The organism is Brucella cytisi, from assembly GCF_038433355.1.
In the GTDB taxonomy this organism is placed as follows: Bacteria; Pseudomonadota; Alphaproteobacteria; order Rhizobiales; family Rhizobiaceae; genus Brucella; species Brucella cytisi.
This window is the reverse complement of the sequence record NZ_JBCAUP010000020.1, coordinates 7,501-27,843: the sequence shown is the minus strand read 5'-3', so window position 1 is coordinate 27,843 and position 20,343 is coordinate 7,501. Positions and strand designations below refer to the sequence as shown.

Below are 20,343 nucleotides of genomic sequence, written 5' to 3'. Positions count from 1 at the left end.
TTGCCTTTGCCGCCCCACGGTCCTATCGATGGGACATGATGCATCCAGACCAACTTCATATTGATGCCGACCTCGTGCGTGTGCTGATCGCCGACCAGTTCCCACAATATGGTCGCGAGAAGGTGGAGAAGCTGGAGACGACGGGTACGGTCAACGCAATTTTCCGCGTCGGATCGAATATCGCTGCAAGATTTCCCCTACAGGCAACGAACCCGGCTGAATATGTAAAGATATTGCGGAACGAAGCTGCTGCCATGGCGGAATTTGCACAACATTCGCCCGTACCGGCGCCTCAGCCAATGGGCATCGGCCACCCCGCTCGCAACTATCCCATGCCCTGGATGATGCAGAGCTGGATTGAAGGGGATGTTGCCACGCCTGATGGGCTTTCCACTTCCAACAATTTTGCGCTGGATATTGCAAATCTCATTGCTTCACTTCGTCTGGCTGATACCAAAGGCCGTTCTTTTTCAGGAACTGGCAGAGGCGGCGATCTGACGGATCATGATGAGTGGATTGAGACGTGTTTCAGGAACAGCGAAGGCCTGCTGGATGTAGCGCGCCTTCGCTGGAAATGGAAGCAACTGCGCGCATTGCCATCCAGTGGTGCTGACGTAATGAGCCATTGCGATCTCATTCCGGGAAACCTCCTTGCGCGCGACGGACATTTGGTCGGTGTGCTCGATAGCGGTGGCTTCGGACCCGCCGATCCGGCGCTGGACCTTGTCGCAGCCTGGCATCTTTTCGATAGGGAGCGACGCAATATTCTGCGCAGGCATCTTCAATCTGGTGATTTCGAATGGAAACGCGGCGCGGCCTGGGCGTTTCAACAGGCGATGGGGCTGGTCTGGTATTATCGTGTCAGCAATCCGGCCATGAGCATGCTCGGACGAAGCACGCTCTCCCGCATTCTCGATGATTCGGAAATTTGACCGCCCTCATTCAATCAACCCGAAGATCGGGCCGTAACCGCCGTGCCACGAGACATCATTCCGTCCCAGTGCTGGAACGTAGATGCCTGCACCGCCGCCGCCATCCAGAAACAGGGCGTTGGGGCATTGGAGATGGTCTCGAAACAATTTTGCGAAATCGTGGAAATTGACCGCGTCTTCGCTGACCGCGAATCGGATCGCGCCGCCACTGCAAATGCCGACACCGCTGCGCCGGGTCTTGTCGGTTGAGCCGACGATGAAAATCGGATTGATCTTGTTGCGGATAACCAGCATCGGCCCGGACTGGGTGGCCAGTTGCGGCTTGATCTTTTGTTTCAGAAAACGGCCTGTCGGCAGGATTTCGGCACCCTTGTCGCCGAGGTAGAAGATGCCGTTCGGCTTCTTGTAAAAGTTCGGTACGGGCCCGGACCCACGAACAGGTGTCGTCTTGCTTGCCGGGCGAAGCTCACGGCCATTTTCGACGTAGAGACCCATCGGCGAAAAATCAGGCTGATACATTCCGGCATTGAGTGCGAAAACCAGTGTCTCACCGCGGGTTGCGGCAGCGTCGGCTATTTTCCAAAAATTGCGATAGGGCTCATCGTCGGAATTTTTCCAGAACAGATGCAAGCCTGTGCCGTCCGTCTTTGCATCGCAGATGATGTAGTTTGTACTTTCAAAGGTTTGGCGGTTGCAGGTCTCCGTGCGGCCGGGCTGCGTCAGCGCAGCTGTAGCAGCGAGCGCTATGGCTGCGACGGAGAGGCCTCGCTTCAGGAGAATCATCGCTGCACTGCCTCCCAATCAGTGTTTTTCTATTCAGAAGACAGTGCCACAGCCGGGAGCAGGCGAGAAGCCTTGCGCGCAGGCAGGAAACCGAAGATCAGGCCAGTGGCGAAAGCACAGGCGAAGGCCAGCAGGACGGGTCCCAAGCTGTAGCCGACTGAAAGCCCGGCCCAGCCTGCGACGGCAGCAGCGCCCAGTCCGATCACCACGCCAAATGCACCGCCAATTGCCGAGACGGTCAGCGCTTCGGTAATGAACTGCAGCAGAATATCGCGCCGTCTTGCGCCGGTCGCCATCCGCACGCCGATCTCGCGGGTGCGCTCCGTCACGCTTACCAGCATGATGTTCATGACGCCGATGCCGCCGACCAGAAGCGAGATTGCTGCGACCGACCCCAGAAACAGCGTCATCGTATTGCCCATCGCCGTTGCATCCTCGCGGATGGAGGACATGTTGGTTATCATCGTGTCCTGCTTCTTGTGGCGCTGGTCGAGCAGGTCCTGAATCTGTTCCTGCGTCGTGTTGATGAGGTCGGAATCCTTCACCTGCACCGTGATGGTGCGCACGTATTTCTGGCCGAACAGCCGCAGATTGCCGGTGGAAAGCGGCACTATCACCACGTCGTCCTGATCCGAGCCGCCAAAGCCCGCACCCTTTGGCTCCAGGGTTCCGATCACCTGAAAGGGAATCTTCTGAATCAGGATATATTGGCTGATGGGATTGCTGCCGTCGGGGAACAGGGTGTTGACGACCGTTTTACCCAGCACTGCGACCGGCGCATAGTTGTCCAGATCGCTCTGGCTGATGAAGTCGCCGGTGGCAACCTTCCACGATTTGGCTTCGGAAAAGGCAGGGACAGTGCCGTTTGCCTGTGACTGATAGTCGACATTGCCACGCCGCAGCGTCACGGTGCCGGTGACTTCGGGGACCGCGGTTCTGATGTTCGGCAGTTCCAGAATGGCAGTGGCATCTTCGGGAACCAGTGTCGCTATCGAGCCTGTTCCCCGGAAGCCCGCCATGGACGGACGTACCAGAATGAGATCGGTGCCCATCGCATTGATGCGGTCGAGAATCGAGTTTTGCGCACCGGTGCCGATGGCGAGCATCGTCACCACGGAACTGACGCCGATGATAATGCCGAGGAGGGTAAGGATCGTCCGGAAGATGTTGGCCCGCAAGGCGCGCATCGCCATCTTCACCGCTTCCGAAATATCGGCGATGCGGGCGGAACTGCCTTCAAGGCTCTTCCGCAACCGGAACGGCGCCTGCGTATCGGGAATAGCTCGTTTTACCGTATCCGAAAGGATCTGGCCGTCGCGGATTTCGATCAGCCGGTCGGCGCGTTCGGCCACTTCGCGGGCATGTGTGATGACGATGACGGTATGACCCTGCGCGTGCATGGAGCGCAGCAGTTCCATCACATCTTCGCCGCTCTGGCTGTCGAGTGCGCCTGTCGGCTCGTCGGCAAGAATGATGCGCCCGCCATTCATGAGTGCACGGGCGATGGAAACGCGCTGCTGCTGGCCGCCGGAAAGCTGGTTCGGGCGATGATCGAGGCGGTCGCCGAGTTTCAGCGAATTAAGCAGTTCGGCGGCACGCGCATGGCGCTCCGATGCGGGCAGGCCTGCATAGATCGCGGGCACTTCGACGTTTTCCTGCGCGGTCGAGGTCGAGATGAGGTTGTAGCTCTGGAAGACGAAGCCAAAGGTTCGGCGACGCAATGCTGCCAGCGCATCGGCATCCAGTGTCGAGACGTCTTCGCCGTCGAGCAGATACTGTCCGCCGCTCGGGCTGTCGAGACAGCCCAGAATGTTCATCAGCGTCGATTTGCCGGAGCCTGACGCGCCCATGATCGCGACGAACTCTCCAGCCTGAATATCGAGCGTGATGCCGTGCAACACCTCAACAGCAAGGTCGCCATTGTGATAGGTCTTGCGGATATCATCCAGTTTGATGAGGGGCGTGTCAGTTACGGGATTTTCGTTCATGAGACGGCTCATCAGAACAGGCGCATGCCGGGCCTGCGGCCACGCTGTCCTGCGGCGGCTTCAGCTCCGCTGGACGCGCTGGTGACGACGACCTTGTCGCCTTCCTCAAGGCCGCTCTTGATCTCTGTCTGCACGCGATTGCGCACGCCGATCTGAACCTGACGTTCGGTGATCGAGCCGTTGTCGCTGACGACCTGGACCGAAATCTGCGGCTTGCCTCTCTGGTTCTGGGGGCCTTCGCGCTTGTAGTTCAGCGCCGACGAGGGGACGATCAACACGTTCTTCGCCTCATCGAGAATGAAATAGACCTGTGTGCTCATGTTGATCATCAGCTCGCCGGTCGGGTTCGGAACGTCGAACAGTGCATAATAGAGCACCACATTGTTCTCGGTCGCAGGCGTCGGCTTGATCTGGCGCAGCGTGCCGGTGAAACGCTTCTCCGGCTGGCCAAGCAGGGTGAAATAGACCGGCATTCCGGGTTTCAGCCTGCCGATGTCGGCTTCCGAAACCTGCGCTTCCACCGTCATGACCTTAAGATCGGCCACGGTCACGATGGTCGGCGCGCTCTGCACGGCATTCAGCGTTTCGCCTTCCTTGGCGGCCTGATCGACGACTGTGCCTTCCATGGGGCTGTAAATCTTGGTGTAGCCGAGATCGACCTTGTCGCTGGCAAGTTGGGCTTCCTGCTGGCGGATTTGCGCGCCGAGCGCCTTCACATCCGCATCGGCCATGGCGAGGTCGGCATCAGCCTGATCGACGGTGGATTGCGATACGCCGCGTGTGGCCAGAAGCGAGCGCTGGCGTGCCGCATTGGCCTTTTTCAGGGTAAGCTGAGCTTGCTTGCTGAGAAGCTGTGCCTTGAGATTGTCGAGCTGGGCGCTTGATATTTCCACCTTCTTCTCAAAGGGCGATGGATCGATTTCGGCGATAAGCTCGCCCTTCTTGACCTGATCGCCGACTTCGACTTTCACGCTTTTTAGCTGGCCCGAAACCTGCGCGCCGACATTGATGCTGCGCAGGGCGCTGAGTGTGCCGACAGCGGTAATCGCGTTTTCGATATCGCCGCGCGTGACCGTTTCGGCGAGATAGCTCGTCTTCTGGCCTCCAGCTTCACCGGAGCCGTAAAAATACCAGCCCGCGCCGGCCACGATTGCCGCGACGGGAAGCCAGAGCCACCAGCGGCGCGCCTTGCTGCGCGCGCGCTTCTGCGAAGGTGCTGTTCGCTGCCCGGTTTTGGAAGAATCGGAAGATGTAAGCACCGTCAAACCCTCTAACTTTCAGAACCTCCGATCTCCGGAGATTTATCAATATGTCCCGCCAATTCTCTGTCGCATACAACCAAAGCGAGACAATACTTGCCCACTATGGATTGCTAACGGGATATCTATGCTTCTCCGCTCAGGATTTCATCTTAATTATTTGTCATGCAATAATTGTCGGTAACACAAAGGGATGGATGCCTCCGGTTCCTTCCGGTCATGGTGCGAAAGCAAGTGATGAAGAGAACCAAGTTGGCACCAATATACAACTTGCAGTTATTCTTTTGGAAGTCGCAAATTAAAACGGGATTCTTAAAGTAATTAAGTGTTCTTAAATTATCTCCTGATTAAATAAGATCGGGAAATCACGCCTGAAAGTAGATGGAAGAATTTAAAACGTGACCGGTCCGCAAGGGCGGATGGTCGGCGCATGCATGATGCATGTTGCTTCGAATTGACATGGGAATAAGGTTTCAATGCTCTTTGACGGGAGGGCAAATGGCTTACCTTATTATGGGGCGAAAAAGGTTTTCATTCATATCGGACAGGGTTTCAAACCTGCATCGAAGAATACCTTCATTGTTATTTTTCAAGCGAAATAAAAGCGGCACGGCGGCGGTCGAATTCGCAATATTGGCGCCGGTTTTTCTTCTGATCCTGATGGGTATGATCGCCTTCGGCCTTTATCTGGGTGTGGCGAATGCCGTCCAGCAGCTTGCGGCAGATGCCACGCGGACGGCGCTGGCGGGTATCGATCCCCCGGAGCGGTTGACGCTGGCGACAACCTACATCCAGAAAAACGCGGCAAAATATTCACTGATCGATCCAGCCAAGATGCAGGTGAGTGTCGACAATGCCCAGTCCGATCCGAACCAGTTCACGGTGACGATCCGCTACAACGCGCAAAACCTGCCGATCTGGAACCTGATGACGGGGCTGCCGCTTCCAGACACGACCATTACAAGGGCATCGACAATAAGGCTTGGCGGAATCTGACACAGGGTGGGGGTATTCGATATGCGGGGTCTGGTATCGCGTTTCCTGCGTGCACGGGGCGGCAATCTGGCGACAATGGCGGCGCTGGTATCCCCCATATTTCTGGCGGTTGCGGCTTTCAGCGTGGACACAAGTTCACTGTTTCTGGAGCGGCGCCAACTGCAGAGCATGGCGGATTTTGCCGCCGTTGCCGGTGCGGCTTCCCTTTCGCAAGCTAATGATGCTGTATTGCGGCAATTACGGGCGAACGGTCTTGATCCGGTGCTGATGACCGGCGCTTACGATCCGTCCGTCGTCAACGGAAAGACCGACAACAAGACGCGTGTCTGGGTGGAGAAGGGCAATTATTTCCCCGATAAAAGTCGTGCGGTTGAGAAGCGTTTTGTCGCCGACGGCACCAGTCCCGATGCGGTTCGCGTCCGGCTGGCACGTCCGGGCAATCTCTATTTCGGACAGGCATTCATCAATCGGCCCGCACTTGGCGCGACCGGCATGGCAGCGACAAAGGCGGAGGCGGCATTTTCGATCGGTTCGCGACTGTTGAGCCTGAATACCGATCAGAGTGTGTTGAATGGACTTCTCGGTGGCTTGTTGGGGACCACCCTCAATCTGAAGCTTGTTGATTACAATGCACTCGCGGCAACCGATATCAACCTGCTCGGCTTTCTGGACAAGCTGGCTCCAAAGGTGGGATTGACGGCCGGGACCTATAACCAGCTGCTGAACACGGATGTTTCAGTCGGCATGCTGGCAAATGTGTTGGCTGAAGTGGTGACGAACAATCCAACGGCGAAAGCAGCGCTCGGTATTTTGGGCAAGGATGCTGTTGCACTGGCTACGAAACTGCCGGTCGGAAAGTTGCTGGGGCTCGGGTCGTTGGCGAACGCCTCAATAGGCTCGGGAGCCGGATACAACATAACCGCTAATGTTCTGCAGCTTGTTTCCGCAGCGATCATGATTGGAGGCAAGCATCAAGTCGATATTACGTCTGGCTTGAGCATCCCGGGACTGCTTGGCGTCACTTTAAAAGTATACGTAGGAGAAGCACCGCAAGGTACCCCATTTTTCAGCGTTGGTGCGGCGGGATCTTTCGTACGTACGGCTCAGATTCGGTTGCAACTCGATATCCGCGTCGGGGGCCAATCGGGCAACCCTTTGATTGGTGTCGAACTTTTCAATCTCCATTTGCCGCTATCAATCGACATTGCTTCGGCAGAAGGAGAACTCAAGAGCCTAAGTTGTCCGTCAGGCCCGACGAGTGCCAATGTCACGATTGCTGCAAAGCCCGGTATTGTCGGTATCTACCTTGGTGAAGTCAGTTCCTTTAATGACCTGAACCGAAAGCCCTCTGTGAGCAAAACGAGTATAGCTAAGGTGCAGCTGTATCTACTGGGGATTCCATTCGGCAGCCTTTTAAGCCTAGACGCTAAAGCAGAAGTGAAACTTGGAGAAAAGACGACTTCGTTGTCATTCAATTACAGTGATATACAGAATAAAAAGATCAAGACCGCTTATTCAAGCGATTTAGTACCCTCTCTCTCAAGCTCTCTTCTCAAGAATATAGATATAGATCTCAATCTACTGAGTATAATAAAGCTGCCGTTGGGAGACGTTGTGGGCTTGCTGGGTGTTCTGCTAACACCTGTTGCCCCGATAATAGACAACCTTGTTTTCGGAATTCTCGACCTGCTCGGCGTCAAATTGGGTGAGGCCGATGTGCAGGTCACTGGCGTACTTTGCCAGCGCGCGGCTCTGACGCAATAAGAAATCGGCAATAAAAAAGCCCGGCTTGGCCGGGCTTTTTCATGCGTTTATGCCGTGCCGGTCGAACCGAAGCCGCCAGCGCCGCGCGCCGTCTCGGTTACTTGGGCGCGCTCTTCAATCTTCGGCTGGACGACTGGTGCGAAAACAGCCTGTGCAATACGCATACCGCGTTCGATGCGGAAATCGTCATCGCCCAGATTGATGAGAAGAACCTTCACCTCGCCACGATAATCGGAATCGATGGTGCCGGGCGTATTGAGGCAGGTGATGCCGTTCTTGAAGGCAAGGCCCGAGCGCGGACGAATCTGCACTTCAAAACCTTCGGGAATTTCGAAGATCAGCCCTGTCGGCACCAGCGTGCGACGTCCCGGCAGGAGAACGATCTGGCGATCTTCGGCAACGGCTGCCCGCAGGTCCATGCCAGCCGAACCCGCTGTCTCATAGGCCGGGAGTTCGAGGCCTTTCGCATGTTCGAGGCGGATGATGCCGAGCGTTGGCGCTTGTGCGGATGCTACGGTCATGAGGGGGCCTTTCTTGCGGAACATTGTTTCATCGCGCATCTTGTCTGAAACCGTTTCACACTTTTCAGGATGCGCTCTAAATTGGCGACGCTCATACGTGAAAACCAATGAAAGGTGTACCGTCTATTTGCTGTTTTGCAATGATAGTGCGGCACAGGATCATGCTTTTACACGATGAGTTGCCCTCCGCGAGGGATTTAATCCCGCTCCAACGGCACGGCAGTCGTTTCCTTGATCTCTTCCATGACGAATGAAGCCGAAACATCTGACAGGGGAACGCTGGCGATCAGCCGCTGGTAAAGACGGTCATAGGCCTTGACGTCGGAAACACGCGCCTTCAGCACGTAGTCCAGATCGCCGGTCATGCGATAAACTCCGACGATCTCCGGAAAGCGCCCCATGGCACCGCGAAATTTCGTCAGCCAGTCGGGATCGTGGCTCGACGTGCGTACGAGAATGAAGACGGACAGGCCGCAACCGGCCATCTCGGCATCGACCAAAGCGACGCGCGCCTTGATGATCCCTTCATCCTCCATGCGCTTGACCCGGCGCCAGCAGGCATTGCGCGATAAGTGTACCCGCTCGGAGAGAGAATCAACGGACAGGGTGCCATCGATTTGCAGCTGATCCAGGATTCTTCGATCAATTTCGTCCAGTGATGGTTTCATGATGGGATGATTGTCCCAATAAATAGTAATTATCAAGGATATTTCGAGATTTCATCTCAGATGCATTTGCTAGAATGATTTTCCAGAAAGGCGCGATATGCGCCGTATAACGGGAACAACTTACTCATTGACGGGAGTATTTCCAATGACCACTCGCATCACGCGCCTCTTCACCGAACACCCTCAGTCGGTTGACGAGACCTATTTCGAACATATGGCCTTTGCCGGACGTTTTTCGTTCAAGCTTTTTTGTGCGGCCTTTGCGGCACTGATCCATGCAATTTTGCCATTTTTGTTCGAGAAGACGGCGAGCACAATCGTTCGCCAGCTTTATGAGCGGACGCATAACCGGGGCCGGTAAGTACCGGATCGCAAATGTGTCGTTGGGCCGCCTATCTCGGACCTGAAACCTATCTGGAAGACATCATATCGTCTCCCTGCCATTCGCTCGTGGCGCAAAGCCACGATGCGCATGAAGCCAAAACACGTACCAATGGCGACGGCTTCGGCGTTGCCTGGTATGGCAATCGCGATGAACCTGGCCTTTATCGGGATATTCTGCCCGCATGGTCCGACCAGAATCTTCGCAGCCTTGCGCGGCAAATTCAGTCGCGCCTTTTCCTTGCGCATGTGCGGGCCTCGACCGGCGGGCTGACCAGCCGTTCCAACTGCCATCCCTTCGTTTCCGGACGCTGGAGCTTCATGCATAACGGCCAGATCGGTCATTTCGACCGGCTGCGTCGCAGGCTGGAAAGCCATTTGAGCGATGATGTCTATGGCCAGAAACATGGCGCAACCGATTCGGAACTGATCTTTCTGCTGATGCTGGAATTCGGTCTCGACACTGATCCAGTGCTGGCCATGAAGCGCATGGTGGCAACGGTTGTCGAGGAAGCAGTTCGCGGCGGTGTGCCGCCATTTCTGCGGCTGACTGCGGCGTTTTCCGACGGGAATCAGCTTTACGCGATCCGCTATGCGACCGATGCTTTCGCGCCGACGCTTTATACGGCGACACTTGGCGGATCGTCCGGCATATGCGTGGTGTCGGAGCCGCTGGACGGTGAAGCCGCCAACTGGATGGCGGTGCCGGCAAACAGTTTTGTCACCGTTTCCCGGCAAGGCCGCATTGCGATCGAGACTTTCGAAGAACCGATTTCCCGACCGCAGGATGCTGTGACGGTTTAGGCGTTCCCGATCAATATACCTGCCGCCAGCACGAGGCCACCGCCCAGAACCACCTGAAGCACAGAGCGAAGGAACGGTGTTTCCATATAGCGGTTCTGGATGAAGGCGATGGCCCATAGTTCGAAGAAGACCAGAATCGCTGCGATGCTTGTGGCGGTCCAGAAATCCTTGATCAGATAGGGCAGGGTATGGCCAAGGCCGCCCAGCGTCGTCATGATGCCGCAGGACAGGCCGCGCTTGATCGGCGAGCCTCGGCCCGAGAGCTTGCCGTCATCGTGGATGGCTTCGGTGAAGCCCATCGAAATACCGGCACCGACCGAGGCGGACAGGCCGACCAGAAAGGTCTGCCAGGTATCCTGGGTCGCAAAGGCGGCGGCGAAGATCGGGGCAAGCGTTGAAACCGATCCGTCCATCAGGCCAGCAAGCCCGGGTTGGACATAGGTCAGGATGAACTGCTTGCGCTCGGCGGCGCGCTCCTCATCCTGCACATCGTCCGGCGTCAGTGTGTGTTCCAGCGACTCAGCCTTGGCTTCATGCTGCTTTTCCTGCTGGGCAAGGTCGCCCAGCAATTTGCGGGTGTTTGCATCGCTGACGCGTTTGGCAGCCTCGACATAGAAGCGGTAGGCCTGTTCCTCCATTTCCGATGCAGCTTCACGCACCTTGTCGATGCCAAGCGGACGCACCAGCCAGTCCGGCTTGCGATCGTAATAGCCGCTGACATGCTCGCGGCGGATCAGTGGAATCCGGTCCCCAAAGCGGGCTTTATGGCGTTCGATCAGCGCATCGCGATGTCCGTGTTCTTCTGCCGCCATCTGTTCGAAGATTTTCGCCGATTGCGGAAACTCGTCACGCAAGCCGTCGGCATAGGCGAGATAGATGCGTGCGTCGTCTTCTTCGGAGGATATGGCAAGCGCCAGAATTTCCTGTTCGGAAAGTGAATCGAAAGGGCGACGGTCGTTGCGGAAGAATCGGCTGAGCATTTCGGGAATCCAAAGTTTAGAATAGTTCTAAAATAGGCTTCGACATCTGGAAGTCAAGCCTTGCAGTGCATGCACAATTGGCGCATTAAAACCCATCCGAAAAGATCGGCCCCACTGCGTAAACCACCAGAAAAGAATCGAATCGATGGCATCGACGAATCTCCACGCAAGCAACAGTCCCCGTCCGCTTAACCGGCAGGATTTCCGCACGCTCGGCCTTTCGGCCCTTGGCGGTGCGCTAGAGTTTTATGATTTCATCATCTTCGTGTTCTTTGCGAGCGTCATAGGTCATCTGTTTTTTCCGCCCGATATGCCGGACTGGCTGGTGCTGATCCAGACGTTCGGTATTTTCGCAGCCGGCTATCTGGTGCGCCCGATTGGCGGCATCGTGCTGGCGCATTTCGGCGACAAGTTTGGCCGTAAGCGCGTCTTCGCCTTCTCGGTGTTTCTGATGTCGATTTCGACATTGGCCATGGCCTGCCTGCCGACCTATGCAACGCTGGGCGTTGGCGCGCCGATCCTGCTGATCGTCTTCCGCATGTTGCAGGGTGCCGCCATCGGTGGTGAAGTTCCGGGCGCATGGACCTTCGTGGCCGAGCATGTGCCTGCCAATCGTGTCGGCATGGCGTGCGGTTTCCTGTGCTCTGGCCTCACGCTTGGCATCATGATCGGCTCGCTTATTGCGACCGCCATCAACTGGATTTTCACGCCGGAAGAACTGGCTGCTTATGCATGGCGTATTCCATTCTTCATTGGCGGAATCTTCGGCCTGTTTGCCGTTTATCTGCGCCGCTGGCTGGCTGAAACGCCGATCTTCACCGAGATGAAGAACAGCCATCTGCTCAAGGATAAGCTGCCGCTCGGCACTGTTCTGCGTAACCACATGCATGGCGTTATCATTTCGGTGCTGCTGACATGGATCTTGTCGGCTGGCATTGTTGTCACCACGCTGATGACGGCGACCTTCCTGCAGAAACTTTATGGCTACACGCCTTTGCAGTCGCTCGCCGCCACAAGCTTCGGCACACTGTTCCTGATGTTCGGAACTGTAAATGCTGGTGCCATTGTCGACCGCATTGGCAGCGGGCGCTTCTTCGCTGTTGCAGGCATTTTCTTCGGTGTCGCGACCTTCGCCTTCTACACCTATGCGGGGGTTTCGCTGCCGGTTCTGTTTGCGCTTTACGCGGTGATGGGCCTTTCGGTCGGCATGGTTGGTGCGGTGCCTTATGTGATGGTGCGCGCATTCCCGGCACCGGTTCGCTTTTCGGGTCTGTCGTTTTCCTACAATGTTTCCTATGCGGTCTTTGGTGGTCTGACGCCGGTGATCGTGACGTCGCTTCTGGCGGTCAATCCGATGGCACATGCCTGGTATCTGGTGTTCATCGCTGCCCTGACCTGTGGCCTTGGTCTTTACCTGATGGCTCGCAGCGATCAGGTCGAAGGCGAAATCGGTCTGACGGAGCTGTCAGTCGGAAATGCCGTTCCACAGCCGAACTGATAAAAAGGGCCGCGAAAGCGGCCCTTTTTCAATCAGAGTATCTTCTGCATGAAGGTAAGATCGAGCCAGCGTCCGAATTTCTGGCCGACCTGTTTCAGCGTGCCGCAATCTTCAAAGCCCTGAGATTTATGCAGCGCGATGGAAGCGGCATTGCCCGCTTCGATACCGGCAATCAGTACATGCACCTTTCGCTCGCGTGCTTCTTCCACAAGCTCGGTCAGGAGGACGCGTCCGATGCCGCCGCCGCGTGCATCGCTTGCCACATAGATCGAAAGTTCGGAGGAATGGCGGAAACCCTCGAACGGGCGAAACGGGCCATAGCTCGCATAGCCAACGACCTGACTTTCACGTTCGGCAACCAGCACCGGAAAGCCATCGCGATTACGGGCTTTGAGCCATTCACGACGGTTTTCCAGATCAACGAGCGTTTCATTCCAGATGGCGAGCGTGTTCTCTACCGCATCATTATAGATGGCGAGCAGGGCAGGGAGATCGGTTTCCGTCGCGTGGCGGATGAGGAGGGTCATTTCAGAACCTTATTGAACAAGAAAACGGCGGGATTTCTCCCGCCGTCTTCGATCATTTGCAAGTGAAAAGAATCACCCTTGAGCTTTCAGCTCCAGACGGCGGCGATGCAGGACTGGTTCGGTGTAGCCGTTCGGCTGCTCGCGGCCCTTGAAGACCAGATCGCAGGCGGCCTGGAAGGCAATCGACTTGTCGAAGTCAGCGGCCATCGGGCGATAGAGGGCATCGCCTTCGTTCTGCCTGTCGACGACGGCTGCCATGCGCTTCATGGTTTCCATCACTTGGGCTTCCGAAACGACGCCATGATAGAGCCAGTTGGCGATGTGCTGTGCGGAGATGCGCAGCGTCGCACGGTCTTCCATCAGGCCGACATTGTTGATGTCCGGAACCTTCGAGCAGCCAACGCCCTGATCGACCCAGCGTACGACGTAACCCAGAATGCCCTGCGCGTTATTGTCGATTTCATGCTGGATGTCTTCCGGCGTCCAGTTCGGGCGGGTTGCAACCGGCACCGACAGAATGTCGTCGAGCTTGGCGCGCGGACGGCTCTTCAGCTTTGCCTGAACGGCAGCAACATCCACCTGATGATAGTGGGTCGCGTGGAGGGTGGCAGCGGTCGGCGACGGCACCCATGCGGTATTCGCTCCGGCCTTCGGATGGGCGATTTTCTGTTCCAGCATGGCTGCCATCAGGTCCGGCATGGCCCACATGCCCTTGCCAATCTGCGCATGGCCGGAAAGGCCGCATTCGAGACCGATATCGACATTCCACTGTTCGTAAGCACCGATCCAAGCGGCCTGCTTCATATCGCCCTTGCGGATCATCGGGCCTGCTTCCATCGAAGTATGGATCTCGTCGCCGGTGCGGTCAAGGAAGCCGGTATTGATGAAGACGACGCGTTCCTTGGCGGCACGGATCGCCTCCTTGAGGTTAACCGTGGTGCGACGTTCCTCGTCCATGATGCCGATTTTGAGCGTGTTCGGCTTCATGCCGAGCATTTCTTCGGTCCGGGTGAAGATTTCGTTGGCGAAAGCCACTTCTTCCGGCCCGTGCATCTTCGGCTTGACGATATAGACCGAGCCTTCGCGCGAATTCATGTGGCGACCATTGGGGCCGATATCGTGCAGCGCGATCAGGCTGGTGAAGGCTGCATCCATGATGCCTTCCGGCACTTCATGGCCGTCGGCATCAATGATCGCCGGGTTGGTCATGAGGTGGCCGACATTGCGCACCAGCATCAGGGAGCGGCCCTTGAGCGACAGCGTGGAACCGTCCGCAGCCTTGTAGCTGCGGTCGCCATTGAGGCGGCGGGTCATCTGCTTGCCGTTCTTCTCGAACGTGTCTTCCAGCTTGCCGTTCATCAGGCCGAGCCAGTTACGATAAACCGCAACCTTGTCTTCGGCATCGACGGCAGCAATCGAATCTTCGCAATCCTGAATCGTGCTGACGGCAGATTCCAGAACCACATCGGCAATATGGGCCGGATCGGTCTTGCCGATCGGATGGTCCGCATTGACGACGATGTCGACATGCATGTTGTTCTTGGCCAGCAGTACATTGGTCGGGGCGGCTGCGTCGCCATTATAACCCTTGAACTGGTTGGCATCCTTCAGCGCCGTTGCCGAACCGTCGGTCAGCTTGATTTCAAGTTTGCCGTCCTTGACGGCGAGACCGGCGACATTGGCCCAGTTGCCGGTGGCAAGCGGTGCGCTTTCATCGAGGAAGTTTTTCGCCCAGGCGATGACCTTTTCGCCACGCTTCGGATTGTAGCCCTTGCCCTTGCCCTTTTCCGCGCCGTCGGCATCGGAAATCGCGTCGGTGCCGTAGAGCGCATCATAGAGCGAACCCCAGCGCGCATTAGCGGCGTTGAGCGCGTAGCGGGCATTCATCACCGGAACGACAAGCTGCGGGCCAGCGATATGGGTGATTTCCGGATCGACATTGGTGGTCGAAACCGAGAACTCTCCGCCTTCCGGCAGGAGATAGCCAATATCCTTCAGGAACTGCTGGTAATCGGCCTGGCTGTAGCCCTTGTCGCGGTTCTGCTTGTACCAGGCATCGATCTTGGCCTGCAGGTCGTCACGCTTGGCAAGGAGGGCGCGGTTCTTCGGTGCGAGATCGCGGATGATGGCGGCAAAGCCCTTCCAGAATTTTTCCGGCTCCACACCGGTTCCGGGAGCAGCTTCCTTGGCCAGAAATTCCACCAGTTCAGGGGCAACGCGCAAGCCTTCTATCTCAACGTAATTACCGGCTTTCTGAGAAACCATGGCTATGCCTCCTTCAAAATAAACAAATCTACCGCCGGCACTCTTCAGTGCCAGCTATCATGTTGCCTTTGAACCGCTTTGGTGTGCTTTCGTCAATCGGTGCGTGGGCACATCATCTGTGACGCTGCGGCGAAAATAGCTTTTATAGGGACAACTTGGCGCGAATATCGTCGGGCGTAAAGCCTTGTTCGCGCAATGATGCGAGCGCTGTATCCTGGCGGCTTTTCGACAGTTTCATCCCGTCGTCGCCCAGCACCAGATCGTGATGGTGATAAAGAGGCTCGGGCAGGCCGAGCAGCTTCTGCAGCAGCCGGTGCACGGATGTCGCGTGAAACAGATCGTGCCCGCGCACAACGTGGGTGATGCCCTGCAAGGCATCGTCCACGACAACGGAGAGGTGATAGCTGGTTGGCGTGTCCTTGCGGGCAATCACCACGTCGCCCCATTGCGCTGGATCGGCGTTCACGCGTCCGGTCTCGCCATCCGGCCCCGCGCCGCTTTCGGTCCAGAACAATGATTCACCTGCGGCGACAAGCGCCCCAAGCGCTTTCTCCATATTGAGCCGCCAGGCATAGGACATGCCCGAGGCGATACGCTCCATTTGTTCCTTTTCGGTCAGATCGCGCTCGCTTTGCGGATAGAGCGGTGTTCCATCCGGGTCGGAAGGCCAGTCCTTGCCCTTGGCGAAAGCTTCGCCGATCCGCTCACGAACTTCGCCCCGGCTGAGGAAGGCCGGATAGACAAGGCCCTTGTCGGCAAGTTTGGTCAGGGCGTTGCGATATTCGCCGAAATGTTCCGACTGGCGGCGCACAGGGGTTTCCCATGTCAGGCCAAGCCAGCGGAGATCGTCGTAAATGCCTTGTTCCAGCGCAGGCGTACAGCGTGCTGTGTCGATATCTTCCATGCGCAGCAGGAAGCGCCCGTTGCTCTTTTTGGCCATATCTGCGTTCAGAAGAGCGGAATAGGCATGGCCAAGGTGAAGCTGGCCATTGGGACTCGGAGCAAAGCGGAACACAGGTGCGGTCATGGTGTTTTCAATGTCAGTTGAATGTCTTCTGATTCCATTGGTACGTTGTGCGCCGAGAGAATGAAAGGCTGTGCGATGCGGCGGATCGATACATTGAGCGATATTGAGGCGGGGCTGGAGGCTCTGGTTCTCGCCGATATTCGGCTGGCCGATATTCGCAGCCGGTCCCATGCGGTGCCGTTGCGCCGGTCCGAACCCGGATTTGAAAGTCTGGCATCCATCATTGTCGCACAACAGGTTTCGACGGCCAGTGCCGCCGCGATCTGGGCCCGGCTGAAACAGGCCATCGATCCGCTGACGCCCGAAACCTACATTGCGGGCGGAGAGGAGGCTTGGCGTTTTGCTGGTCTCTCGCGTCCCAAGCAGAGAACGCTGTTTGCCTTGAGTGAAGCTTTGGCAGAAGGGGCAATCGACCTGCATGGGCTTTGCGATCTGCCTGCCGAAGAAGCGATCGCGGCACTGACGGCCATCAAGGGCATCGGCCCGTGGACGGCGGAGGTCTATCTTCTGTTTGCTGCCGGTCATCCGGATGTGTTTCCGGCTGGCGATGTGGCCTTGCAGACGGCTGTTGGCCACGCCTTTGCCCATGAGATCCGGCCCGATGCCGTTGCCCTTCGCAAGCTGGCGGAAGACTGGGCGCCATGGCGCGGCGTGGCGGCGCGATTGTTCTGGGCTTATTATGCGGCGATCAAGGGACGTGAAGCGGCGCCACTTTTATAGATGCTGCTGTAAAACTTGCGTGTTTCCCGAAGCATAAATGCGTTTCCGCTTCACAATCCTGTCACGTCGGGCTTACATTATCCGCATCGGCTGATGACGGAATTTCGATTCGCGGAAGCTTGATTTTCTGCGGATTGCAGTCCCGTCCTCATGAGGTTGGAGCGTCGTTGTTGCGCCCAAATGGACGCGCGGCGCTTCGATGAAAGCGCAATTCCGCATGGAGAGCCATTTCGCCCTTTTTCGGAGTTGCTCTGAAGGAGGTGCGCCCTTGACTGTTGCCGTCTCGCCCAGAACCGTCTCGACCAGTGGCTTGCCCGCGCTGGTTCTGAACGCTGATTACCGTCCGCTCAGCTATTATCCCCTGTCGCTCTGGTCCTGGCAGGATGCGATCAAGGCGGTGTTTCTCGAACGCGTGAACATTGTGGCGGAATACGATCACATCGTTTCCTCACCATCGTTCTCCATGCGCGTTCCGAGCGTGATTTGCCTGAAGGATTATGTGAAGCCGCCGCGCTATCCTGCGTTCACGCGCTTCAACGTCTTTTTGCGTGATCGTTTCGAGTGCCAGTATTGCGGCTCGCCGCATGACCTGACCTTCGATCACGTTACCCCGCGTTGCCATGGCGGCGAGACGACGTGGGAAAATGTGGTCGCCGCCTGTTCACCATGCAATCTGCGCAAGGGCGGAATGATGCCCGCCGTCGCGCATATGTGGCCGCGCCAGAAGCCAGCCATGCCGACTGTGCAGGACTTGCACAATAACGGCCGCCTTTTCCCACCCAACCATCTGCACGATAGCTGGCTCGATTTTCTATACTGGGATGTCGAACTGGAGCCCTAATCCCTATAGTTTCCCGCTTTTACTTCCCACTTTTCGCAAAAGCGCCGTAGTAGCCGATAGCTGCAAAGAGCAGGCTTGCGACGACGTTCCATCCGGCAAAGGACAGGCCGAGGAAGTGGCCCGGCGCGCTGTCGCATGCGGGCGGACGCGTCGAATTGAGGTCGCTCAGGAGATTGCCTGCATCCAGCGTGACTTTCATTGTCGCGGCACTGCAATCAATCGGTCCCGGCCAGTATTTCAGTTCAACGCCGGTATGATAGATGGCAAGCGCCAGCCCGAAGGTCATCAAGAGTGCGCTGATCAGGATAAGACCGCGCGTCAGGATCGGGGGCCATTTCAGGCCGTAGGAGACCCAAGCTGCAGCCAGAACCGGAACGCCGATATAGTAAGGCGTGCGCTGTTCGAGACAGAGCTTGCAGGGCATGAAGCCAGCCAGATGCTCGAAGCCCAGTGCTGTGCCGACAGTTGCGGCAAGACCGATGGTCATGATGCCTGCGGTCCATGCCTGTGTTTTGCCGACCGGATTATTGAGTGCAAACGCCATATGGGATTCCCTGAAAAGGCTCTCTTATTCTTAAGGCAAACTGCTTGCTTGTCTCCAAGCAATTTATTTTGACCGAGTTTGGGCGAACCGCTCAGGCGTGAAGATACTTCACAGCAAAAAAGAGCGCGATCAGGACGACAGCCACGAGACTTGCGATCAGGCCAAGGCGCTTTTCGATGAAATCGCGGATTGGTTCGCCATAACGGCGCAGCAGCCAGGCGAGGAAATAGAAACGCGCACCGCGCGCAACGATGGCCGATGCGATGAAGAGCCAGATATTGATGCCAGCTGCACCGGACAGGATCGTCACCACCTTGATCGGCGGCAGATGTGCAAGGCCGGAGGTGATCAGCATCAATAGAATGGTGTCGGCGCTGGTTGTACCGCGCAATTGCTCGAACGTGTCGAGCTTGCCGTACATCTCGAGTACCGGTTTGGCGATCTGCTCATAGGCATGATAGCCGAGATACCAGCCCGCAATGCCGCCAAGGACGGAAGCCACTGTTGCGATGAAGGCATAACGCCAGGCGCGTTCGGGGCGGGCAAGCGCCATGGGCAGAAACAGGACGTCGGCGGGGACAAGAAAGACCGAGCTTTCTACAAAGGCGATGATGGCGAGCCACCATTCGGCGGATTTTCTTGCGGCAAGCGAAATCGTCCAGTCGTAAAGGCGGCGCAGCATATATTTTCCGGATTATCTTTGGCGGAAGCCATATTAGTAGTTGCACCGTCTATAAATAAAAAAGATGGCGCGAACAATGCGCGCCATCTTTTTTGACACTGCTTTCCAGGGAACGGTATGGAAAACAGCGGTTTTTAACGCTTGTAGGCGCTGCAGATATATTTGGTCTCGAGATATTCCTCGATGCCGTATTTGGAGCCTTCACGACCGAGGCCTGACTGCTTCACGCCGCCAAAGGGCGCGACTTCGTTGGAAATGAGCCCGGTATTGTGACCAACCATGCCGTATTCCAGTCCTTCGCTGACGCGGATCGCGCGGCTGAAATTCTCCGTATAGAAATAAGCCGCCAGACCGAAGATCGTATCATTGGCCATGGCGATGACTTCTTCTTCCGTGTCGAAGGCGAAGAGTGGGGCCAGCGGGCCGAAAGTTTCTTCCTTGGCTACGATCATGTCAGGCGTTACGCCCGTCAGCACGCCTGGTTCGAAGAACAGGCCGCCCAGTTCCTTGCCGCCGGTGATGAGCTTCGCGCCCTTGGATACGGCATCGTCAATATGTGCCTTGACCTTGGTGATGGCCTTCGGTTCGATCATTGGGCCGATGACGACACCCGGTTCTGTGCCATTGCCGACCTTGAGTTCCTTGACCTTGGCCGCGAGCTTTTCAGCGAACTTGCCGTAGATCCCGCGCTGCACATAGATGCGGTTGGCGCAGACACAGGTCTGGCCCGCATTGCGGTATTTGGAAATCATGGCACCGTCGACGGCGGCGTCCAGATCAGCATCGTCGAACACGATGAACGGCGCATTGCCGCCAAGTTCCAGCGAGATGCGCTTGATGGTCGGGGCGCATTGCGCCATCAGCAGGCGTCCGACTTCCGTCGAGCCGGTGAAGGAGAGCTTGCGCACAATATCATTGCTTGTCAGTTCGGCACCAATTTCACGCGCCTTGCCGGTAACGATCTGGAGAACGCCAGCCGGAATGCCTGCCTTTTCGGCAAGAACGCCAAGCGCCAGTGCCGTCAGCGGCGTGAGGTCGGCGGGGCGCACGATCATGGTGCAACCGGCCGCAAGGGCAGGGGCTGCCTTGCGGGTAATCATCGCTGCCGGGAAGTTCCATGGCGTGATTGCAGCGGTGACGCCGACCGGCTGGCGGATGATCGT

General features: G+C 57.0%; 21 protein-coding genes (1 of these 21 only partly in view). 9 read left to right on the top strand and 12 right to left on the bottom strand.

The annotated features are described in order from the left end of the window. Positions 1-35 precede the first annotated feature (35 nt). The gene (locus AAE521_RS18275) at positions 36-932 is read left to right on the top strand and encodes an aminoglycoside phosphotransferase family protein (RefSeq protein ID WP_342062097.1); all 897 of its coding nucleotides are present in this window, start codon (positions 36-38) and stop codon (positions 930-932) included. Between the two features lie 6 nt (positions 933-938). Here AAE521_RS18275 and AAE521_RS18270 read toward each other — a convergent pair whose 3' ends face one another. From AAE521_RS18270 to AAE521_RS18260, 3 genes are read right to left on the bottom strand one after another with little or no spacing between them, the layout of a single operon-like run. Continuing rightward, positions 939-1,715, bottom strand: coding sequence for a phosphodiester glycosidase family protein (locus AAE521_RS18270; RefSeq protein ID WP_342062096.1), 777 nt, complete (start codon positions 1,713-1,715; stop codon positions 939-941). A 29-nt stretch (positions 1,716-1,744) separates the two neighbouring features. Then, entirely contained in the window at positions 1,745-3,715 is a 1,971-nt protein-coding gene (locus AAE521_RS18265) for a MacB family efflux pump subunit (RefSeq protein ID WP_342062095.1), read from the bottom strand. Next, positions 3,715-4,962, bottom strand: a complete 1,248-nt coding sequence (locus AAE521_RS18260) for an efflux RND transporter periplasmic adaptor subunit (RefSeq protein ID WP_342062094.1) — start codon at positions 4,960-4,962, stop codon at positions 3,715-3,717. The genes AAE521_RS18265 and AAE521_RS18260 overlap by 1 nt, the downstream gene beginning before the upstream one ends. 50 nt (positions 4,963-5,012) lie before the next feature. On the opposite strand from AAE521_RS18260, the gene AAE521_RS18255 reads away from it, so the two are divergent. The 3 genes from AAE521_RS18255 to AAE521_RS18245 all read left to right on the top strand — a co-directional run bounded on the left by AAE521_RS18255 (position 5,013) and on the right by AAE521_RS18245 (position 7,722). Continuing rightward, positions 5,013-5,264 carry a hypothetical protein gene (locus tag AAE521_RS18255; RefSeq protein WP_029929590.1) on the top strand — a complete coding sequence of 84 codons (252 nt, stop codon included), beginning with the start codon at positions 5,013-5,015 and terminating at the stop codon, positions 5,262-5,264. 277 nt (positions 5,265-5,541) lie between these two features. Next, positions 5,542-5,958: a TadE/TadG family type IV pilus assembly protein gene (locus tag AAE521_RS18250; protein WP_010661331.1), complete on the top strand. Its 417-nt coding sequence runs from the start codon at positions 5,542-5,544 to the stop codon at positions 5,956-5,958. A gap of 21 nt (positions 5,959-5,979) precedes the next feature. Then, complete coding sequence (locus tag AAE521_RS18245; RefSeq protein WP_342062093.1) at positions 5,980-7,722, top strand: TadG family pilus assembly protein; 1,743 nt, start codon at positions 5,980-5,982, stop codon at positions 7,720-7,722. 47 nt (positions 7,723-7,769) lie between these two features. Here the strand turns inward: AAE521_RS18245 and dut are convergent, their stop codons facing one another. Further along, entirely contained in the window at positions 7,770-8,243 is a 474-nt protein-coding gene (gene dut, locus AAE521_RS18240; RefSeq protein ID WP_036587906.1) for a dUTP diphosphatase, read from the bottom strand. 197 nt (positions 8,244-8,440) lie between these two features. After that, positions 8,441-8,911 carry an Lrp/AsnC family transcriptional regulator gene (locus AAE521_RS18235; protein ID WP_010661328.1) on the bottom strand — a complete coding sequence of 157 codons (471 nt, stop codon included), beginning with the start codon at positions 8,909-8,911 and terminating at the stop codon, positions 8,441-8,443. 145 nt (positions 8,912-9,056) lie between these two features. On the opposite strand from AAE521_RS18235, the gene AAE521_RS18230 reads away from it, so the two are divergent. Both AAE521_RS18230 and AAE521_RS18225 read left to right on the top strand, forming a co-directional pair. Next, positions 9,057-9,272, top strand: a complete 216-nt coding sequence (locus AAE521_RS18230; RefSeq protein ID WP_006473246.1) for a DUF6356 family protein — start codon at positions 9,057-9,059, stop codon at positions 9,270-9,272. A 14-nt stretch (positions 9,273-9,286) separates the two neighbouring features. Further along, positions 9,287-10,096, top strand: coding sequence for a class II glutamine amidotransferase (locus tag AAE521_RS18225; protein ID WP_010661327.1), 810 nt, complete (start codon positions 9,287-9,289; stop codon positions 10,094-10,096). Here AAE521_RS18225 and mbfA read toward each other — a convergent pair. Then, positions 10,093-11,076 (bottom strand): iron exporter MbfA, encoded by a 984-nt coding sequence (gene mbfA, locus AAE521_RS18220; protein WP_029929604.1) that lies wholly within the window; start codon positions 11,074-11,076, stop codon positions 10,093-10,095. The genes AAE521_RS18225 and mbfA overlap by 4 nt on opposite strands. 145 nt (positions 11,077-11,221) lie before the next feature. Between mbfA and AAE521_RS18215 the strand changes: the two genes are divergently transcribed. Further along, the gene (locus tag AAE521_RS18215) at positions 11,222-12,574 is read left to right on the top strand and encodes an MFS transporter (RefSeq protein WP_342062092.1); all 1,353 of its coding nucleotides are present in this window, start codon (positions 11,222-11,224) and stop codon (positions 12,572-12,574) included. 32 nt (positions 12,575-12,606) lie between these two features. On the opposite strand, the gene AAE521_RS18210 is transcribed toward AAE521_RS18215, so the two are convergent. The 3 genes from AAE521_RS18210 to gluQRS form a co-directional block, all read right to left on the bottom strand. Continuing rightward, a complete protein-coding gene (locus tag AAE521_RS18210) occupies positions 12,607-13,101 on the bottom strand; it encodes a GNAT family N-acetyltransferase (protein ID WP_342062091.1) in 495 nt (164 codons plus the stop codon). Between the two features lie 72 nt (positions 13,102-13,173). After that, positions 13,174-15,366, bottom strand: a complete 2,193-nt coding sequence (locus AAE521_RS18205) for a malate synthase G (RefSeq protein WP_342062090.1) — start codon at positions 15,364-15,366, stop codon at positions 13,174-13,176. Positions 15,367-15,508: 142 nt separating this feature from the next. Then, on the bottom strand, positions 15,509-16,393 hold the full coding sequence (gene gluQRS, locus AAE521_RS18200) for a tRNA glutamyl-Q(34) synthetase GluQRS (RefSeq protein WP_342062089.1): 885 nt from the start codon (positions 16,391-16,393) through the stop codon (positions 15,509-15,511). Between the two features lie 75 nt (positions 16,394-16,468). Here gluQRS and AAE521_RS18195 point away from each other — a divergent pair, with 75 nt between their 5' ends. Continuing rightward, positions 16,469-17,113, top strand: a complete 645-nt coding sequence (locus AAE521_RS18195; protein ID WP_029376263.1) for a DNA-3-methyladenine glycosylase family protein — start codon at positions 16,469-16,471, stop codon at positions 17,111-17,113. Between the two features lie 268 nt (positions 17,114-17,381). Further along, positions 17,382-17,954: an HNH endonuclease gene (locus AAE521_RS18190; RefSeq protein WP_010661320.1), complete on the top strand. Its 573-nt coding sequence runs from the start codon at positions 17,382-17,384 to the stop codon at positions 17,952-17,954. Positions 17,955-17,973: 19 nt separating this feature from the next. On the opposite strand, the gene AAE521_RS18185 is transcribed toward AAE521_RS18190, so the two are convergent. The 3 genes from AAE521_RS18185 to AAE521_RS18175 all read right to left on the bottom strand — a co-directional run. Beyond that, the gene (locus tag AAE521_RS18185; RefSeq protein ID WP_010661319.1) at positions 17,974-18,498 is read right to left on the bottom strand and encodes a disulfide bond formation protein B; all 525 of its coding nucleotides are present in this window, start codon (positions 18,496-18,498) and stop codon (positions 17,974-17,976) included. 91 nt (positions 18,499-18,589) lie between these two features. Beyond that, complete coding sequence (locus tag AAE521_RS18180) at positions 18,590-19,180, bottom strand: YqaA family protein (protein WP_010661318.1); 591 nt, start codon at positions 19,178-19,180, stop codon at positions 18,590-18,592. Between the two features lie 134 nt (positions 19,181-19,314). After that, a protein-coding gene (locus AAE521_RS18175) for an NAD-dependent succinate-semialdehyde dehydrogenase (protein WP_342062088.1) crosses the window boundary here: on the bottom strand, positions 19,315-20,343 show its 3' portion. The gene runs 423 nt beyond the window's last position; only the last 1,029 of its 1,452 coding nucleotides appear in the window; the start codon falls outside the window, past its right edge; the stop codon is at positions 19,315-19,317.

Excerpts from the sequence above, each read along its gene's own strand:
- AAE521_RS18275 (WP_342062097.1), top strand. The coding sequence starts at position 36 with ATGATGCATCCAGACCAACTTCATATTGATGCCGACCTCGTGCGTGTG.
- AAE521_RS18270 (WP_342062096.1), bottom strand. The coding sequence starts at position 1,715 with ATGATTCTCCTGAAGCGAGGCCTCTCCGTCGCAGCCATAGCGCTCGCT.
- AAE521_RS18265 (WP_342062095.1), bottom strand. The coding sequence starts at position 3,715 with ATGAGCCGTCTCATGAACGAAAATCCCGTAACTGACACGCCCCTCATC.
- AAE521_RS18255 (WP_029929590.1), top strand. The coding sequence starts at position 5,013 with ATGTCCCGCCAATTCTCTGTCGCATACAACCAAAGCGAGACAATACTT.
- AAE521_RS18245 (WP_342062093.1), top strand. The coding sequence starts at position 5,980 with ATGCGGGGTCTGGTATCGCGTTTCCTGCGTGCACGGGGCGGCAATCTG.
- dut (WP_036587906.1), bottom strand. The coding sequence starts at position 8,243 with ATGACCGTAGCATCCGCACAAGCGCCAACGCTCGGCATCATCCGCCTC.
- AAE521_RS18235 (WP_010661328.1), bottom strand. The coding sequence starts at position 8,911 with ATGAAACCATCACTGGACGAAATTGATCGAAGAATCCTGGATCAGCTG.
- AAE521_RS18230 (WP_006473246.1), top strand. The coding sequence starts at position 9,057 with ATGACCACTCGCATCACGCGCCTCTTCACCGAACACCCTCAGTCGGTT.
- AAE521_RS18225 (WP_010661327.1), top strand. The coding sequence starts at position 9,287 with ATGTGTCGTTGGGCCGCCTATCTCGGACCTGAAACCTATCTGGAAGAC.
- mbfA (WP_029929604.1), bottom strand. The coding sequence starts at position 11,076 with ATGCTCAGCCGATTCTTCCGCAACGACCGTCGCCCTTTCGATTCACTT.
- AAE521_RS18215 (WP_342062092.1), top strand. The coding sequence starts at position 11,222 with ATGGCATCGACGAATCTCCACGCAAGCAACAGTCCCCGTCCGCTTAAC.
- AAE521_RS18210 (WP_342062091.1), bottom strand. The coding sequence starts at position 13,101 with ATGACCCTCCTCATCCGCCACGCGACGGAAACCGATCTCCCTGCCCTG.
- AAE521_RS18205 (WP_342062090.1), bottom strand. The coding sequence starts at position 15,366 with ATGGTTTCTCAGAAAGCCGGTAATTACGTTGAGATAGAAGGCTTGCGC.
- gluQRS (WP_342062089.1), bottom strand. The coding sequence starts at position 16,393 with ATGACCGCACCTGTGTTCCGCTTTGCTCCGAGTCCCAATGGCCAGCTT.
- AAE521_RS18195 (WP_029376263.1), top strand. The coding sequence starts at position 16,469 with ATGCGGCGGATCGATACATTGAGCGATATTGAGGCGGGGCTGGAGGCT.
- AAE521_RS18185 (WP_010661319.1), bottom strand. The coding sequence starts at position 18,498 with ATGGCGTTTGCACTCAATAATCCGGTCGGCAAAACACAGGCATGGACC.
- AAE521_RS18180 (WP_010661318.1), bottom strand. The coding sequence starts at position 19,180 with ATGCTGCGCCGCCTTTACGACTGGACGATTTCGCTTGCCGCAAGAAAA.